The sequence below is a fragment of the Streptomyces sp. NPDC037301 genome, assembly GCF_055602785.1.
Window position 1 is genome coordinate 125,189 of sequence record NZ_JBVJWD010000011.1, and the last position, 15,441, is coordinate 140,629.

13 protein-coding genes and 3 pseudogenes are annotated in these 15,441 nt (G+C 69.0%); 4 read left to right on the top strand and 12 right to left on the bottom strand.

Going from position 1 to position 15,441, the window contains the following annotated elements; translation table 11 throughout:
• Positions 1 to 123: 123 nt before the first annotated feature.
• From aroQ to ACZ7IB_RS19660, 9 genes are all read right to left on the bottom strand, one after another.
• On the bottom strand, positions 124 to 564 hold the full coding sequence (aroQ, locus tag ACZ7IB_RS19620) for a type II 3-dehydroquinate dehydratase (protein WP_266735872.1): 441 nt from the start codon (positions 562 to 564) through the stop codon (positions 124 to 126).
• Positions 561 to 2,207 carry a 3-dehydroquinate synthase gene (gene aroB, locus ACZ7IB_RS19625; RefSeq protein WP_470913946.1) on the bottom strand — a complete coding sequence of 549 codons (1,647 nt, stop codon included), beginning with the start codon at positions 2,205 to 2,207 and terminating at the stop codon, positions 561 to 563. The genes aroQ and aroB overlap by 4 nt, the downstream gene beginning before the upstream one ends.
• Complete coding sequence (gene aroC, locus ACZ7IB_RS19630; protein ID WP_114243501.1) at positions 2,204 to 3,388, bottom strand: chorismate synthase; 1,185 nt, start codon at positions 3,386 to 3,388, stop codon at positions 2,204 to 2,206. Before aroC ends, aroB begins: the two co-directional genes overlap by 4 nt.
• Positions 3,389 to 3,536: 148 nt before the next feature.
• Entirely contained in the window at positions 3,537 to 4,373 is an 837-nt protein-coding gene (locus ACZ7IB_RS19635) for a shikimate dehydrogenase (RefSeq protein WP_470913948.1), read from the bottom strand.
• The gene (gene mltG / locus ACZ7IB_RS19640; protein ID WP_470913950.1) at positions 4,360 to 6,132 is read right to left on the bottom strand and encodes an endolytic transglycosylase MltG; all 1,773 of its coding nucleotides are present in this window, start codon (positions 6,130 to 6,132) and stop codon (positions 4,360 to 4,362) included. The genes ACZ7IB_RS19635 and mltG overlap by 14 nt, the downstream gene beginning before the upstream one ends.
• Before the next feature lie 95 nt (positions 6,133 to 6,227).
• Positions 6,228 to 6,701, bottom strand: a complete 474-nt coding sequence (gene ruvX, locus ACZ7IB_RS19645) for a Holliday junction resolvase RuvX (RefSeq protein ID WP_470913953.1) — start codon at positions 6,699 to 6,701, stop codon at positions 6,228 to 6,230.
• Between the two features lie 8 nt (positions 6,702 to 6,709).
• A complete protein-coding gene (gene alaS, locus ACZ7IB_RS19650) occupies positions 6,710 to 9,379 on the bottom strand; it encodes an alanine--tRNA ligase (protein ID WP_470913956.1) in 2,670 nt (889 codons plus the stop codon).
• Entirely contained in the window at positions 9,379 to 9,741 is a 363-nt protein-coding gene (locus ACZ7IB_RS19655; protein ID WP_266363141.1) for a DUF6167 family protein, read from the bottom strand. Before ACZ7IB_RS19655 ends, alaS begins: the two co-directional genes overlap by 1 nt.
• Positions 9,742 to 9,748: 7 nt before the next feature.
• Entirely contained in the window at positions 9,749 to 10,186 is a 438-nt protein-coding gene (locus tag ACZ7IB_RS19660) for a DUF948 domain-containing protein (RefSeq protein WP_383077936.1), read from the bottom strand.
• A gap of 224 nt (positions 10,187 to 10,410) precedes the next feature.
• On the opposite strand from ACZ7IB_RS19660, the pseudogene ACZ7IB_RS19665 reads away from it, so the two are divergent.
• Positions 10,411 to 11,062 (top strand): annotated as a pseudogene (locus ACZ7IB_RS19665) (AAA family ATPase); the annotation flags it as partial.
• A gap of 87 nt (positions 11,063 to 11,149) precedes the next feature.
• Here the strand turns inward: ACZ7IB_RS19665 and rpsD are convergent.
• Positions 11,150 to 11,764, bottom strand: coding sequence for a 30S ribosomal protein S4 (rpsD, locus tag ACZ7IB_RS19670; RefSeq protein WP_030918857.1), 615 nt, complete (start codon positions 11,762 to 11,764; stop codon positions 11,150 to 11,152).
• A gap of 188 nt (positions 11,765 to 11,952) precedes the next feature.
• Between rpsD and ACZ7IB_RS19675 the strand changes: the two genes are divergently transcribed.
• Positions 11,953 to 12,651 (top strand): DUF2470 domain-containing protein, encoded by a 699-nt coding sequence (locus ACZ7IB_RS19675; RefSeq protein WP_470913961.1) that lies wholly within the window; start codon positions 11,953 to 11,955, stop codon positions 12,649 to 12,651.
• Positions 12,652 to 12,679: 28 nt separating this feature from the next.
• Here the strand turns inward: ACZ7IB_RS19675 and ACZ7IB_RS19680 are convergent, their stop codons facing one another.
• Together ACZ7IB_RS19680 and ACZ7IB_RS19685 are read right to left on the bottom strand one after the other, a co-directional pair.
• Positions 12,680 to 14,038, bottom strand: coding sequence for a replication-associated recombination protein A (locus ACZ7IB_RS19680; protein WP_470913963.1), 1,359 nt, complete (start codon positions 14,036 to 14,038; stop codon positions 12,680 to 12,682).
• 69 nt (positions 14,039 to 14,107) lie between these two features.
• Positions 14,108 to 14,743: a vitamin K epoxide reductase family protein gene (locus tag ACZ7IB_RS19685; RefSeq protein WP_470913966.1), complete on the bottom strand. Its 636-nt coding sequence runs from the start codon at positions 14,741 to 14,743 to the stop codon at positions 14,108 to 14,110.
• A 147-nt stretch (positions 14,744 to 14,890) separates the two neighbouring features.
• Here ACZ7IB_RS19685 and ACZ7IB_RS19690 point away from each other — a divergent pair.
• Both ACZ7IB_RS19690 and ACZ7IB_RS19695 read left to right on the top strand, forming a co-directional pair.
• Positions 14,891 to 15,265, top strand: a pseudogene (locus ACZ7IB_RS19690) (ATP-binding cassette domain-containing protein); the annotation flags it as partial.
• A pseudogene (locus tag ACZ7IB_RS19695) lies at positions 15,243 to 15,353 on the top strand (ABC transporter permease); the annotation flags it as partial. The pseudogenes ACZ7IB_RS19690 and ACZ7IB_RS19695, both read left to right, overlap by 23 nt.
• Positions 15,354 to 15,441: the final 88 nt, after the last annotated feature.

Here is a 15,441-nt window from a genome sequence, read left to right on the forward strand (position 1 = left end):
CTCGTACAGGCAACTGGCGCTGGTGGAACGGCAACCGTACCGTCCCCGGCCGCCACTGAGGGAACGGCCGGGAACGGTCCACAGTGCCCGGTCGGCCGGTCGGCCGTCCGGTGCACCGGTCCGTCAGCCGGTCAACTCGTCCGCGAGGGCGCGCAGAGCGAGGCGGTAGGAGCCGATGCCGAATCCGGCCACGGTCCCCGTGGCGACCGGCGCGACCACGGAGTTGTGGCGGAATTCCTCCCGTGCGTACGGGTTCGAGATGTGCACCTCGATCAGCGGGGCGGTGCGCTGGGCCGCCGCGTCCCGCATTCCGTACGAATAGTGAGTGAAGGCCCCCGGGTTGAGAACGACCGGAATCGAACCGTCTGCGGCCTCGTGGAGCCAGCGGATCAGCTCGCCCTCGTCGTTGGTCTCCCGGACGTCGACATCGAAGCCGAGCTCCTTGCCGAGGGCCTGACAGGTCTCGACGAGTCCGGCGTACGACGTGGCGCCGTACACATCGGGCTCGCGGGATCCGAGGCGGCCGAGGTTCGGCCCGTTGAGGACGAGGACCCGGCGGGTCACGCCGACACCTCCCCGTAGGCGGCGAGCAGCACTGCCGGGTCGGGGCCCTCCAGCACGGTGGGCTTGCCGAGGCCGTCGAGGACGATGAAGCGCAGCAGGTCGCCGCGGGACTTCTTGTCGACCTTCATGTTCTCCAGCAGCTTGGGCCACTGGTCGCCGCGGTAGGTGAGCGGCAGTCCGACGGACTCCAGGACGGCGCGGTGCCGGTCGGCGGTGGCGTCGTCGAGGCGTCCGGCCAGCCGGCCCAGCTCGGCGGCGAAGACCATGCCGACCGAGACGGCCGCGCCGTGCCGCCACTTGTAGCGCTCGTTCTTCTCGATGGCGTGGGCCAGGGTGTGACCGTAGTTGAGGATCTCGCGCAGTCCGGACTCCTTGAGGTCGCTGGAGACGACCTCGGCCTTGACCCGGATGGCGCGTTCGATCAGCTCGGCGGTGTGCGCTCCGGTGGGCGTACGGGCGCCTTCGGGGTCCGCCTCGATGAGGTCGAGAATCGCCGGGTCGGCGATGAAACCGGCCTTGATGATCTCGGCCATGCCGCTGACGTAGTCGTGAACGGGCAGCGAGTCCAGGGCGGCGAGGTCGCAGAGGACCCCGGCGGGCGGGTGGAAGGCGCCGACGAGGTTCTTGCCCTCGGCGGTGTTGATGCCCGTCTTGCCGCCGACGGCCGCGTCGACCATACCGAGCACGGTCGTGGGTACGGCGATCCAGCGCACCCCGCGCAGCCAGCTCGCCGCGACGAACCCGGCCACATCGGTGGTGGCTCCGCCGCCGACGCCGACGATGACATCGGTGCGGGTGAAGCCGGTCTGCCCGAGCGCCTTCCAGCAGTACGCCGCGACCTCGACGGTCTTGGCCTCCTCGGCGTTCGGCAGCTGGATCGCGATGGCCTCGTAGCCCTGCTCGGCGAGGTCCTGACGGACCGCCTCACCGGTCTCGGCGAGCGCCTCGGGGTGCAGTACGGCAACCCGCTTGGCACGGTCGCCGATGAGCGTGGGCAGCTCGCCGAGGAGCTGCCGGCCGACCAGCACCTCGTACGGGTCGGTGCCCGCGCTGCCGGCGATCTGGATACGGGTGGGGCCCTGCTCGGTCATACGTGTGTTCTCCACGCCGGGGGTGACGGGGTCGCCCGTGCGCTCCGGCAGTTCCAGTGCGTCGAGGACCGCCTGGGCGACCTCTTCGGGGGTGCGCTCGTCGGTGGCGACGGTCGCCCGGGCCACCTCGGTGTACAGATGACGGCGGGCGTCCATCAGCTCGCGCCACTGCCGGCGCGGGTTGACGGCGAGCAACGGACGGGCGGTGTTCAGGCCGACCCGCTTGACGGCCTCCTCCACGTCCATCGAGAGATAGACGACGGGGTGGTCGGCGAGCAGTGCGCGGGTCGTCTCGTCGAGCACGGCGCCACCGCCGAGGGAGAGAACACCGGTGTGCTCGGCGACGGCGGTGTGCACCGCCTGGCGCTCCAGCTCGCGGAAGTGTTCCTCGCCCTCGTCGTAGAAGATCTCCGAGATCGGCTTGCCTGCCGTGACGACGACGTCCGCGTCGGTGTCCCGGTAGGTGGTGCCGAGCCGGTCGGCGAGCAGTTCACCGACCGTGGACTTGCCGACGCCCATCGGGCCGACGAGGACGATCAGCGGGCCGCTCATCGGATCTGGAGGTGGTCGAGGTACGACTGAACGTTGCGGTGGGTCTCGGGGACGCTGTCGCCGCCGAACTTCTCGGCGACGGCGTCGGCGAGAACCAGGGCGACCATCGCCTCGGCGACGATGCCCGCAGCCGGCACGGCACAGACATCGGAGCGCTGGTGGTGGGCCTTGGCGGGTTCGCCGGTGACGACGTCGACGGTGGCGAGCGCGCGCGGCACCGTCGCGATGGGCTTCATCGCGGCGCGGACCCGCAGCAGCTCGCCGGTGGTCAGACCGCCCTCGGTGCCACCGGAGCGGCCGGAGGCCCGCTTGATGCCGTCCTCGGTGACCAGGATCTCGTCGTGCGCCTTGGAGCCGGGGACCCGGGCCAGGTCGAAGCCGTCGCCGACCTCGACCCCCTTGATGGCCTGGATGCCCATCAGGGCCGCGGCGAGCCGGGCGTCGAGACGGCGGTCCCAGTGCACGTGCGAGCCGAGGCCGACGGGCACGCCGTACGCCAGCACCTCGACCACACCGCCGAGGGTGTCGCCGTCCTTGTGGGCCTGGTCGATCTCGGCGACCATTTCCTTGCTCGCGTCGGCGTCCAGGCAGCGCACCGGATCGGCGTCGAGCCTCTCGACGTCTGCGGGCGTCGGGTAGACGCCGTAGGGCGCCTTGGCCGCGGCCAGCTCGACGACGTGGCTGACGATCTCGATGCCGGCGGTCTCCTTGAGGTACGACCGCGCGACGGCACCGAGCGCGACCCGAGCCGCGGTCTCCCGGGCGCTGGCGCGCTCCAGGATCGGCCGGGCCTCGTCGAAGCCGTACTTCTGCATGCCGGCGAGGTCGGCGTGGCCGGGGCGGGGGCGGGTCAGCGGGGCATTGCGGGCCAGCGCGGCCAGTTCGTCGGGGTCGACCGGGTCGGCCGACATGACCTGCTCCCACTTGGGCCATTCGGTGTTGCCCACCATGACGGCGACCGGGGAGCCCATGGTCAGCCCGTGGCGTACCCCGCCGAGGAAGGTGACCTCGTCCTTCTCGAACTTCATGCGAGCGCCGCGGCCATAGCCGAGCCGCCGCCGGGCCAGTGCGTCCGCCACCATCTCCGTGGTGATCGGGACACCGGCGGGAAGACCCTCCAGCGTCGCGACCAGTGCGGGGCCGTGCGACTCCCCTGCGGTCAGCCAGCGCAACCTGCTCAACGGTGCTCCTCATGCTCGCGCCTGAAACTGCAACGGCGCGACCGGGTGCGCGGCCCTGGCCCGCCGCCTTCGATCCTCCCACGCTTGGGCACCCGAACCGGCCGCCGGTCCAGCAGACGGACGGATCGGGACCCGCACATGCGCGTGGTCAGCGTGCGGCCAGCGCCTCTTCGCCGGCCTGCCGCATCGCCGCGAGCGGCGCGGGCGCGCGGCCCGTCATCTGCTCGACCTGGAGGACGGCCTGGTGCACCAGAAGGTCGAGACCTCCGACGACTGCGCCGTTACGGGCCGCCCAGGCGGCCGCGAGTCCGGTCGGCCAGGGCTGGTACAGCACGTCGAAGAGAGTGCCGGGCCGATCCGGTACGGCATCGGTCAGCGCGTCCGTGGCACCTGCCGGGGTGGTGGCGATGACCAGCGGGGCGCGCAGCGCCTGCTCGGCCTCCGCCCAGTCGGAGATCCGGACGTCGACGCCGAGGCGTTCGCCCCAGCCGCGCATCTCCTGGCCCCGTTCCCGGCTGCGGACGTACGCCGTGACCGGTCCCGTACAGATCTCGGACAGCGCGGCGAGCGCCGAGGAAGCGGTCGCACCGGCGCCGAGCACGGCGGCGGAGTCGGTGTTCTCCACACCGCGTTCGCGCAGCGCGGCGATCATGCCGGGGACATCGGTGTTGTCGCCGGTCCTTCGGCCGTCATCCGTGAAGACGACCGTGTTGACCGCCTCCACCGAGGACGCCGTCTCGCTGATGGAGTCCAGCAGTGGGATGATCGCGCGCTTGAGCGGCATGGTCAGCGACAGGCCGGCCCACGAGGCGTCGAGCCCCTCGACGAAACCGGGCAGCCCCGCCTCGTCGACTTCGAAGCGGTCGTACGACCAGTGGGAGAGGCCGAGTTCGGCGTACGCGGCACGGTGCAGGACCGGGGAGAGCGAGTGGGCGATGGGCGAGCCGAGGACGGCTGCCCGGCGGCGCCCGTCAGTCGAGGCCATGCTGTTCCCTGAACTTCTTGTTGAGCTTCTCGTGCTCGGCGGCCGTCTTGGTGAACTCGGTCTTCTTGCCGTCGAGCGAGATGAAGAACATCCACCCGTCACCAGTGGGATTGAGCGTGGCTCGCAGGGCTTCGTCACCCGGATTGCTGATCGGGCCCGGCGGAAGGCCCGCGTGGTAATAGGTGTTGTAAGGGTCCGGATTGTTCAGGATCTCACTCGACCCGATCTTGATCTTGCTCTGTTTCTTGAGGTAATTGAATGAGGAGTCGAATTGAAGCTTACGGTTCGTGACCGTGTTGCCCGGCTTCAAGCGGTTGTATGCGACTTCAGCCATCTTGCGGAAGTCGTCGTGCGTGAGGCCCTCCGCCTGGACCAGGCTGGCGACAGTGAGAACCTGCCATGGGCCTTCCAGCTTGTACTTCTTGGCCGTTCCCTCGAGGTCGAGCTTGTCGTACTCCTCGTTGGCACGGGAGACCATCTTCTTCAGGATCGTCTCCGGCTCGGTTTCCTTGGTGACCGGATAGGCGGCCGGGTAAAGGAAACCTTCCAGCGGGTCCTTGATGTCCTTGTCGTTGATCGCCCAGTCGGGCAACCCGAGGTCGGACGCCTTGGACGTGGCAATTCCCTTGGTCGTTCCCTTTTTGAGGCCCAGTTTCTTGTCGACCATCCCGTAGATGGTGTCATTGCGGTAACCCTCGGGAATCACCAAAAGATTCTGGCTGTTCGGGTCGATCATCATCTTCAGGGCCTCGGCCGCGGACATCTTCTCGTGGAGGAGATAGACACCTGCCTGGATCGACTTGCCCTTGGGGTTCTCGTTCTGCGCGGCGACGAACGCGTCGACGCTCTTGATGACACCCTTCTGCTTCAGGATGTTGCCGATGTCGGAGCCGAAGGCGCCCTTTTCGATCTCGACCTCGACCTCGCCGGTGCCCGTTCCGGTGTAGTCGGGCGCCGCGCCGAACTTGTCCTGCCAGTACGAGTAACCGACGTAGCCCACTCCGCCGAGGCCGCCGACCAGGACCACCGCGACGACCAGGCAGGCGACGCCGCTGCGGCTCTTCTTCTTGCCCTTGCCCCGGCGCTCGTTGCCGCCGCGACCGCCGCGGCGTGACTCACGCGGGTCGTCGTCGTGCTCGCCGTCGTTGTCGTCGCGGTCGTCGGCGCCCGTGAAGAAGGGGTGGGTCTCCTTCGGCTGGACCTCCGGGTCCCAGTCGGGACTCTGCGTGGGGGCCTGCTCGGCAACGGCCTCGCGGCGGCCCGGGGGCTGCGGCGGCGGGTAGGCCTCCGGCGTGCTGTAGTAGTCATGCGTCTCGCCGTAGCCGGCCTGCGGGCCGCCGTACGGGTCGGCCTGCTGGGCTTCATACGGCGTCGAGGCGGGTTGTTGCCCGGTGTCCCAGCCGCCGTTGTCGTATTGGGGCTGCTGGGGCTGGGGTTGCTGCTGCTGCGCATACGGGTCCTGCGGGGCTCCGTACGCGGGCTGCTGCTGATAATGCTGCGGCGCGTACGGATCCTGCGGCTGCTGCGGCGCGTACGGATCCTGCGGCTGCTGCTGCGCGTACGGATCCTGCGGCTGCTGCTGCGCGTACGGGTCCTGAGGCTGCTGCTGTGCGTACGGGTCCTGGGGGTAGGGCTGCTGCTGGCCGCCGTACTGGTTCTGGCCGTGGGCAGACTGCTGCCCTCCCCATCCCTGCACCCCGTACATGGGGTCCTCGGGATGCCACGGTTCGGAGCCGGGGCCCCGGCCATACTCAGTCATCGATCCCCTAGAGCCGCGAGACGACATTCCGTCTCTTTGCTGTGCGGTGTTTATTCGAACACCGCCGCATCGCGCGGAACGTTACCGTATCGCGATCAGACAACCACTTCGACGCCTTCGCCGGGAGCTTTACCCGACGCCCGTTCGGACTCCAGAGCGTTCTGAAGGATCACCACAGCGGCAGCCTGATCGATGACGGAACGGCCTTTCTTGGACTTCACGCCCGAGGCGCGCAGTCTTTGACTGGCCGTCACTGTGGTCATCCTCTCGTCCACCAGTCGCACCGGAATGGGCGCGACCGAGCGGGCGACCTCCTGGGCGAAGACCCGGATCTTGGCGGCGGCGGGGCCTTCACCGCCCCCGAGGGACCGCGGCAGGCCGATGATGATCTCGATCGGCTCGTACTCCTCGACGATCTGCCCGAGCCGCCGGTGGGCCGCCGGGACATCGCGTCCCGGAACGGTCTCCACCGGCGTGGCAAGGATCCCGTCGGGGTCGCACGAGGCGACCCCGATCCGGGCGTCCCCGACGTCGATCGCGAGACGACGGCCGCGGCGCATCTGCGTCATCCCCGCCGTCACGCCGTCTCGGTGACGAGGCGTTCGACGGCGGCCACGGCGGCGCCGATGGCCTCGGGGTTCTGGCCGCCGCCCTGGGCGACGTCCGGCTTGCCGCCGCCACCGCCGCCGAGGGTCTTGGCGGCCGTACGGACCAGGTCACCGGCCTTGAGTCCGCGCTCACGGGCGGCCTCATTGGTGGCGATCACGGTCAGCGGGCGGCCGCCCGCCGTGGTGAACAGGGCCACGACGGCCGGGCGGCCGCCCTGGATGCGTCCGCGGACGTCGAGGACGAGCTTGCGCAGATCATCGGCCGAGGTGCCGTCGGGGACCTGACCGGTGACCAGGGCGACGCCCCGTACGTCCCTGGCGGAATCGGCCAGCCCGGCGGCGGCCTGGAGGACCTTCTCCGCGCGGAACTTCTCGATCTCCTTCTCGGCGTCCTTCAGCTTGCCGAGCATTCCGGCGATCTTCTCCGGGAGCTCCTCGGGACGGCCCTTGACCAGCTCCTGGAGCTGGGCGACGACCGTGTGCTCCTTGGCGAGGAAGTTGTACGCGTCGACACCGACGAGGGCCTCGATACGACGCACACCGGAACCGATGGACGATTCACCGAGCAGCTTCACCAGTCCCAGCTGGGCGGTGTTGTGGACGTGCGTACCGCCGCAGAGCTCCTTGGAGAAGTCGCCGATGGTGACGACCCGGACCCGCTCGCCGTACTTCTCGCCGAACTCGGCGATGGCGCCCTGCTTCTTGGCCTCGTCGATCGACATGACCTCGGCCTGGACGTCGAGTTCGCGGGAAAGGACCTCGTTGATCTTCTGCTCGACGTCGGTCAGGACCGTGCCGGGTACGGCGGCGGGCGAGCCGAAGTCGAAACGGAAGCGGCCCGGCGAGTTCTCCGAACCGGCCTGGGCGGCCGTCGGGCCCAGTGCGTCGCGCAGCGCCTGGTGCGTGAGGTGCGTGGCGCTGTGGGCGCGGGCGATGGCGCGGCGGCGGGTGTTGTCGATGGCGGCGTAGGCACAGGCGCCGACGGTCACCTCGCCGACCTGCACCGAGCCCTTGTGGACGGAGACGCCGGGGACCGGCTGCTGGACGTCGCGCACCTGGATGACGGCGCCGCTGTCGAGCCGGATCCGGCCCTGGTCGGCGAGCTGGCCGCCACCCTCGGCGTAGAACGGGGTGCGGTCCAGGACGACTTCGACCTCGTCGCCCTCGGAGGCGGCGGGCGAGGGTACACCGTCGACGAGCAGGCCGACGATGGTCGATTCGCCCTCGGTGGCGGTGTAGCCGGTGAACTCGGTGATGCCGGAGTTGTCGGCGACCGCACGGTAGGCGGACAGGTCGGCGTGGCCGGTCTTCTTGGCCTTGGCGTCGGCCTTGGCGCGCTCCCGCTGCTCCCTCATCAGGCGGCGGAAGCCGTCCTCGTCCACCGAGAGGCCCTGTTCGGCGGCCATCTCCAGGGTGAGGTCGATCGGGAAGCCCCAGGTGTCGTGGAGCAGGAACGCCTTGTCGCCGGCGAGGACCTTGCCGCCGGCGGCCTTGGTCTCGGTGACGGCGGTGTCGAGGATGTTGGTGCCGCCCTTGAGGGCCTTGAGGAAGGCGGCCTCTTCGGCGAGGGCGACGGTCTCGATGCGCTTGCGATCGGTGATCAGCTCCGGGTACTGCTGCCCCATCGTGTCGATGACGACGTCGACCAGGTCCTTGACGACCGGTCCGGTGGCACCCATCAGGCGCATGTTGCGGATGGCGCGGCGCATGATGCGGCGCAGCACATAGCCGCGGCCCTCGTTGCCGGGGGTGACACCGTCGCCGATGAGCATCACGGAGGTACGGATGTGGTCGGCGACCACACGGAGCGAGACGTCCGAACCGTGGTCTGCGCCGTACTGGACACCGGTCAGCTCGGTGGCCTTGTCCATGACGACACGCAGGGTGTCGGTCTCGTACATGTTCTGTACGCCCTGCAGGATCATGGCGAGGCGTTCCAGGCCCAGACCCGTGTCGATGTTCTTCGACGGCAGGTCACCGAGGATCGGGAAGTCCTCCTTGCCGTCACCGGCGCCCCGCTCGTACTGCATGAAGACCAGGTTCCAGATCTCCACGTAGCGCTCGTCGTTGACGGCCGGGCCACCCTCGACGCCGAACTCGGGGCCGCGGTCGTAATTGATCTCGGAGCAGGGGCCGCAGGGTCCGGGGACACCCATGGACCAGAAGTTGTCCTTCTTGCCCAGGCGCTGGATGCGCTCGGCCGGTACGCCGATCTTGTCGCGCCAGATGGCCTCGGCCTCATCATCGTCCAGATAGACCGTGATCCACAGCCGCTCGGGGTCGAGACCGAAGCCGCCGTCCGCCACGGAGCTCGTCAGAGCCTCCCAGGCGTAGTTGATGGCGCCTTCCTTGAAGTAGTCACCGAAGGAGAAGTTGCCGCACATCTGGAAGAACGTGCCGTGCCGGGTGGTCTTGCCGACCTCTTCGATGTCCGGCGTACGGACGCACTTCTGCACGCTGGTGACGCGCGGGGCGGGCGGCTTGACCTCGCCGAGGAAGTACGGCTTGAAGGGGACCATGCCCGCGGGGACCAGGAGCAGAGTCGGGTCGTCCGCGATGAGCGACGCCGAAGGGACGACGGTGTGACCGCGCTCCTCGAAGAAGCTCAGCCAGCGGCGACGAATTTCAGCCGACTCCATCAGTGGTCCTCATTCCGGTTGTACGAGTTGTAGGGGAGCTTGCGGTAGTTGGTGGCTTCGAGGGACCTGTCCGGTCCGACGGGCTCGGCCGCCTCGACGGCGAAATGCCGCCGTACGGGGAGGTCGGGGTCGACCGGTGCCTCCAGGCCCAGCGCCTCGCCCAGTTCGGCCTCGCGCCGAGCCATGGACTCACGGACGTCCAGAGCGAAGTCCTTGAGCTTGTGGCCGGTCTCGATCGCCTTGTCCGCGGCCTGCGCCGCGAGACTCTCGGGGGTCAGCTGCTTGAGCTTCCGGTTGACCTTGGCAGTGGCCCAGACACCGGCGGCGGCGCCGGCGGTGAACCAGAACGTACGGCGGAACATCGCTGCGTCAGTCCTTCGATCCGCGGGAGTTTCTGCCGCTGCGCTTCCTGCCGCGCGCGGCAGGCACGGTGCGGCCGACGATCACCGTACGACGGGCAGGTTCCGGTTCCGGATTGGTCTTGCGGCCGATGGCCTGCCGTACCCCGTAACCGAACGCGGCGACCTTGACGAGCGGGCCACCGAAGGCCGAGGCGACAGTGGTGGAGAGCGCCGAGGCGTTCGAGGTGACTTCCTGGACGTCCGTGGCGATCGCGTCGACCTTGTCGAGCTGGGTCTGCGCGGAGCGCACGGTGGCGGAGGCGTCGGCAAGCAGTGGGACCGCCTGCTCGGTCACGTCTGCCACGAGCTTGGTGGTCGCCCTGAGCGTCTGGGCCAGCCTCACCAGTACGACGGCGAGGAACGAAACCAGGATCGCCCAGAAGACGGCCACCAGAATCCCGGCCACCTCTCCACCGGACACAGTGCACCGCTCTCTAGCTCGTCGCTGTCTCTGTACTGTCTCTGTCTGTCTCTGCCAGGTCCGGCGACCGCTGTCGCAACAGCCGATCGTCGTCTCCCGAGCCTATCGCGCCGGTGGTCGCGCCCTGTACCGCATTACCGGCGGCAAGGACCGCAGTTGCCATAAGGAGATTGCACGGAGAGCTTCCGCACCAGTACTCCGCGTGTTTCATGCAACGCCCCCAGCGCCCCTTTCCGTCCCCCGCGATCCGAGTACCCCCCGCCAGCCCCCTCGGCGATCTCCCGGCGGAACTGAACAGATTCGTGGGACGGAAGGACGAACCGGCCGATCTCGGTCAGCTGCTGGACGAGTCGCGGCTCGTCACCGTGGACGGAGTGGGCGGGGTGGGCAAGACCCGTTGCGCCACCAAGATCGCAACGCTCAGAAACGGTACGGCGACGGGATCCGGATGGTGGAGCTGTCCGCCGCCACGATCCCGGGCTGCTGGAGCATGCGCTGATCGACGCCCTCGGACTCACCGATCACACCAGCAGACCGCCCCGCACGACACTCCTCGAACATCTTGCCGGGCGCCAACTCCTCCTGGTGATCGACGGCTTCGAGCATCTCGCGGACGCCTGCGCCCAGCCGGTACGGGAACTGCTGCGCGGGTCCCCGCTGCTGCGGGTGCTCGCCGCCGGGCGGCTGCCCCTGGAACTGGACGGCGAGCTCACGTTCCCGCTCGCACCGATGACGGACGAGGACGCGATGCCGCTCTTCGCGGAGCGGGCCGCCGCGGTGCGGCCGGAGTTCCGGCTGACCGACCACAATCGCGCAACCGCGCGGGAGCTGTGCCGCCGGCTGGACGGGATCCCGCTCGCGGGCCCCGAAAAAAATGCCGAGGCCCGCCGCCTCCCGTACATCGGGAAGGGGCGGGCCTGAGCGCCGGTGAGAGCGGCTACGCCAGGATCAGCGGGCGTAGTACTCGACGACGAGCTGCTCGTCGCAGATCACGGGGATTTCCTTGCGGTTCGGGTCCCGGTCAAGGCGGAAGGCCAGGGCCTTCAGGTTCACCTGCAGGTAGCGCGGGGTCTCGCCGTCGGGGGCGTAACCACCCTCGCGGGCAACCTGGAAGGGGTGCTTGTCGCGGCTGCGCTCGCGGACCATCACGATGTTGTCGGGACGGACACGGAAGGACGGCTTGTCGACCTTGCGGCCGTCGACCTCGATGTGACCGTGCACGACCATCTGGCGGGCCTGGTAGATGGTGCGGGCGATGCCCGAACGCAGGACCAGGGCGTCGAGGCGACGCTCGAGCTCGACGACAAGCGCCTCACCCGTCTTGCCCTCGGCCTTCTTGGCGCGGTCGTAGGCACGCGCCATCTGACGCTCGCTGATGTCGTACTGGGCGCGCAGACGCTGCTTCTCCAGCAGACGGACCTTGTAGTCCGAGTTCTGCTTGCGGCCACGGCCGTGCTCGCCCGGCGGGTAGGGGCGGGCCTCGAAGTACTTGACAGCCTTCGGCGTCAGCGCAATGCCGAGCGCGCGGCTCTTCTTGACCTTGGGACGCGACTGGTTAGGCACGTTCTCCAGACCTCCGTTGTAGGTTAGGTTAGGCTCACCTTACTTGAGGAGATCGCATGTCTCGCCCGGGGAACACCACACACGTCACGGACAGCACTGACAGCGTCGACACCCCTCAGGGTGCCGATACGACGGAGGACCGATCAGATCGTGGTCAGCCGCGTCCCGGCGGGCTAGAAAACACTCGGATGCCGTCAGCAGCCGAGCGCACACGAACTCTCGTACAGAGTACCTGTTCGGCAGTACTGCTCGTCCCCGGGCTGAACGCACCCGGCTCCGATCAGCTGATGCCGCTGACCAGGAATGTGGGCCCCGACGGGGATCTGTTCCTCGAACTCCCCGCTGATTCCCCGGCCGTGGGGGCCGCGACGCACGCCGAGGACGACGAGCTGACCGCTGTGCTGGAGATCACGGACGTCGCCCCGGTCTCCGTACCGCACCGCATCCGCGGCCGCGCCTGGGTCTCGGGCCAGCTCACCACCGTACCCGGCATGTCGGGGCCCGGCCGGATGACGCTCCGGCTGGAGACGGGCGAGGCGTACGTCGACGATCTGTGGGGCGCCGAGGAGGTCGACCCCGACGGATTCCGGGACGCGTCCCCCGATCCGCTCGTCGGACACGAGGCGGAGCTGCTGCAGCATCTGCACGCGGCGCACGGCGAACTGCTGGACACGCTGTGCGGGCTGCTCGGCGAGCGTGCGGCCCGTCGCTGCGCGGCTCACCGGCCCTCCGTCGTACCGCTCGCGCTGGACCGGTACGGGCTGCGTGTGCGCTTCTGCGAGGACCGGGGGTGCTTCGACGCACGCTTCGAATTCCCCGAGCCGGTGCGGGACGTCGGCGAGCTGCGCCACGCCATGCACACGCTCTTCGAGGCGGCGGCGCACTGAACGGGTGAACGGCCCCTGCGCGTCCTCCTCAGTCGGCGGACGGGCCGGCGAGCCGCTCGCGGACCCGCTCCACCACATCCGCGTAGCGCGCTTCCGCGCCGTAGCGCGTGGGCTGGTAGTAGTGCTTGTCGCGTACGGCGTCCGGGGCGTACTGCTGAGCGGCGATACCGCCGGGGACATCGTGCGGATACACATAGCCCTGGGCATGACCCAGCTTGGCGGCGCCCTTGTAGTGGCCGTCGCGCAGATGGGCCGGAACCGGGCCCGCGAGACCCTTCCGTACGTCCTCCTGGGCGGCGAAGATCGCCAGTGTCGCCGCATTGGACTTGGGGGCGAGGGCCAGGGCGATCGTGGCATGGCTCAGGGTGAGCGCCGCCTCGGGGAAACCGATCATGGCGACCGCCTGGGCGGCCGCGACAGCGGTGGGCAGTGCCGTTGGGTCGGCGAGACCGATGTCCTCGCTGGCCGAGATCATCAGCCGCCGGGCGATGAACCGCGGGTCCTCCCCCGCCTCGATCATCCGGGCCAGATAGTGCAGCGCGGCATCCACATCGGAGCCGCGGATCGACTTGATGAGCGCACTCGCCACGTCGTAGTGCTGGTCGCCGTCCCGGTCGTACTTGACGGCGGCACGGTCGACGGTCTCCTCCAGGGTCAGGAGGGTGATCTCCTTCTCCTGTTTGGCCAGCGCCGCACCGGCCGCGGCCTCCAGCGCCGTGAGCGCCCGGCGGGCGTCGCCGCCCGCGATGCGCAGCAGATGCGCCTCGGCGTCGCTCGGCAGCGCCACCGCGCCGCCGAGTCCGCGCTCGTCGGTCAGGGCACGCCGCAGCAGGCCACGCAGATCGTCGTCGGTGAGTGATTCCAGGGTGAGCAGCAGCGAGCGCGACAGCAAAGGCGAGATGATCGAGAAGTACGGATTCTCGGTGGTCGCCGCGATCAGCGTCACCCAGCGGTTCTCCACCGCCGGGAGCAGCGAGTCCTGCTGCGCCTTGGAGAAGCGGTGGATCTCGTCGAGGAAGAGGACGGTCTCCTTGCCGTAGCCTCCGGTGGCGCGGCGGGCACCCTCGATGACGGCCCGCACTTCCTTGACGCCCGCGGTGATCGCGGAGAGCTCGACGAAGCGCTTGTTGGTGGCCTTGCTGACCACGTACGCCAGAGTCGTCTTTCCGATGCCGGGCGGGCCCCAGAGGATCACCGACGACGGGCCTGCGGGCCCGCCGTTCCCCTCGCCGACGAGGCGGCGCAGCGGCGAGCCCGGCTTGAGCAGATGCTGCTGGCCGACGACCTCGTCGAGGGTGCGGGGACGCATCCGGACAGCCAGTGGGCTGCTGGACGGGTCATTCTCCTGGCGGTCTTCGGCGGCTGCGGTAAAGAGGTCGGGCTCCACGTTTTGAAGCCTATGTCACGGCACTGACATCCCTGCCGGGCCGGTTGCCCGGCAGGAGCGACGGGCCGGTCAGCTGGTCCAGAAGTCCCACCAGCGAGTCAGGATCAGCATGCCGATGATGCCGATCCACAGGACCGGCGGCACCCAGTGGAACTCCGTCAGTCCGTTGCGCAGCCAGTTCGGCGCGGGCAGGATCCGGTGCTTGATGTTGTGCGTGGTGACGTAGCAGAACATGAAGATCGTGGCGACCCAGGCCAGGACGCACCACAGGCAGAGCGAGTTGATGTTGTAGAGCGACTGGTACTGGAGCCAGGTGCAGAAACCGACGCCGAACAGCGTGCCGGCATTCATCCCGAGCCAGTACCAGCTGCGGAAGCGGGCGCCCGCGAGCAGAGCCAGGCCGATGCCGATGATCACGGAGTAGGTGGCCAGGCCGAGCATCGGGTTCGGGAAGCCGAAGGCTGCCGCCTGCTCGCTCTTCATGATGTTGCTGCACGCGACGACCGGGTTGAGACTGCAGCCCGGTGTGAAGTTGGGGTCTTCCAGCAACTTGAACTTGTCGATGGTGATGGCCCACGCGGCGAGGAGTCCGGCGGCACCCGTGATCACCAGCAGCAGTGCGAACGCCCGACTGCCGCCGATGGTCGTCTTCCCGCCGTCCTCGTCCTGGTCGGAGGAGGGATGGTCAACCGCTGCAGTCGTCATATCGCCGTTCCATCAGTGAGTGGCCTGCTGGGCATGGTCATTGTGCCGCACCGCACCACTGGTCTTCCGTTCGATGGACATAAAGGTGTACGCAAGGTCTGCGCACGACCTGTACGGAACCCTCGGGTCCGCGAGGGGCTCCGGACCATGACCGAACTTGTGGTGGAGGTGCGCGGCCTGCGTAGGCGCTACGGCGAAGTGACCGCTGTCGACGGCCTGGACCTGGGCATCCGGCAGGGCGAGGTGTTCGGAATCCTCGGACCGAACGGGGCCGGGAAGAGCACGACCGTGGAAATCCAGCAGGGCCGTCGCAGCCGCGACGGAGGAACCGTGTCGGTGCTCGGCGTGGATCTGGCTTCCGCCGACCGCCGTTGGCGTTCCCCGGTCGGAACCGTCTGGCAGCATGAATCCGCGCCCGCTGAGTTGACGGTGCGCGAGACGGTGACGCACTTCGCCCGCTACTGCCCGAGGCCGCGCGACTGCGAGCACGTCATCGCGCTGGGGGCCCGGAGAGGTCGCGCTGATGCCGGGTGCCTGATGCATCGGCGGTCTGGTGCTGTGCCTGCTGACCTTCCGCTGGAAGGACCGGCGCGACGGCCGACCGGGGTAGGCCGGTGAGCCTTGCGCTCCCGGGGGGGGGGGGGGGGGGGGGGGGGGTGAGGCCCACGGAGATACCAGTCCCCTTTCGTCCCCGCCTG

Bases quoted from the DNA above. Each gene is read 5' to 3' on its own strand.
- aroB (WP_470913946.1), bottom strand. From the start codon at position 2,207: ATGAGCGGCCCGCTGATCGTCCTCGTCGGCCCGATGGGCGTCGGCAAG.
- ACZ7IB_RS19675 (WP_470913961.1), top strand. From the start codon at position 11,953: ATGCCGTCAGCAGCCGAGCGCACACGAACTCTCGTACAGAGTACCTGT.
- ACZ7IB_RS19655 (WP_266363141.1), bottom strand. From the start codon at position 9,741: ATGTTCCGCCGTACGTTCTGGTTCACCGCCGGCGCCGCCGCCGGTGTC.
- ACZ7IB_RS19685 (WP_470913966.1), bottom strand. From the start codon at position 14,743: ATGACGACTGCAGCGGTTGACCATCCCTCCTCCGACCAGGACGAGGAC.
- ruvX (WP_470913953.1), bottom strand. From the start codon at position 6,701: ATGACGCAGATGCGCCGCGGCCGTCGTCTCGCGATCGACGTCGGGGAC.
- alaS (WP_470913956.1), bottom strand. From the start codon at position 9,379: ATGGAGTCGGCTGAAATTCGTCGCCGCTGGCTGAGCTTCTTCGAGGAG.
- ACZ7IB_RS19635 (WP_470913948.1), bottom strand. From the start codon at position 4,373: ATGGCCTCGACTGACGGGCGCCGCCGGGCAGCCGTCCTCGGCTCGCCC.
- mltG (WP_470913950.1), bottom strand. From the start codon at position 6,132: ATGACTGAGTATGGCCGGGGCCCCGGCTCCGAACCGTGGCATCCCGAG.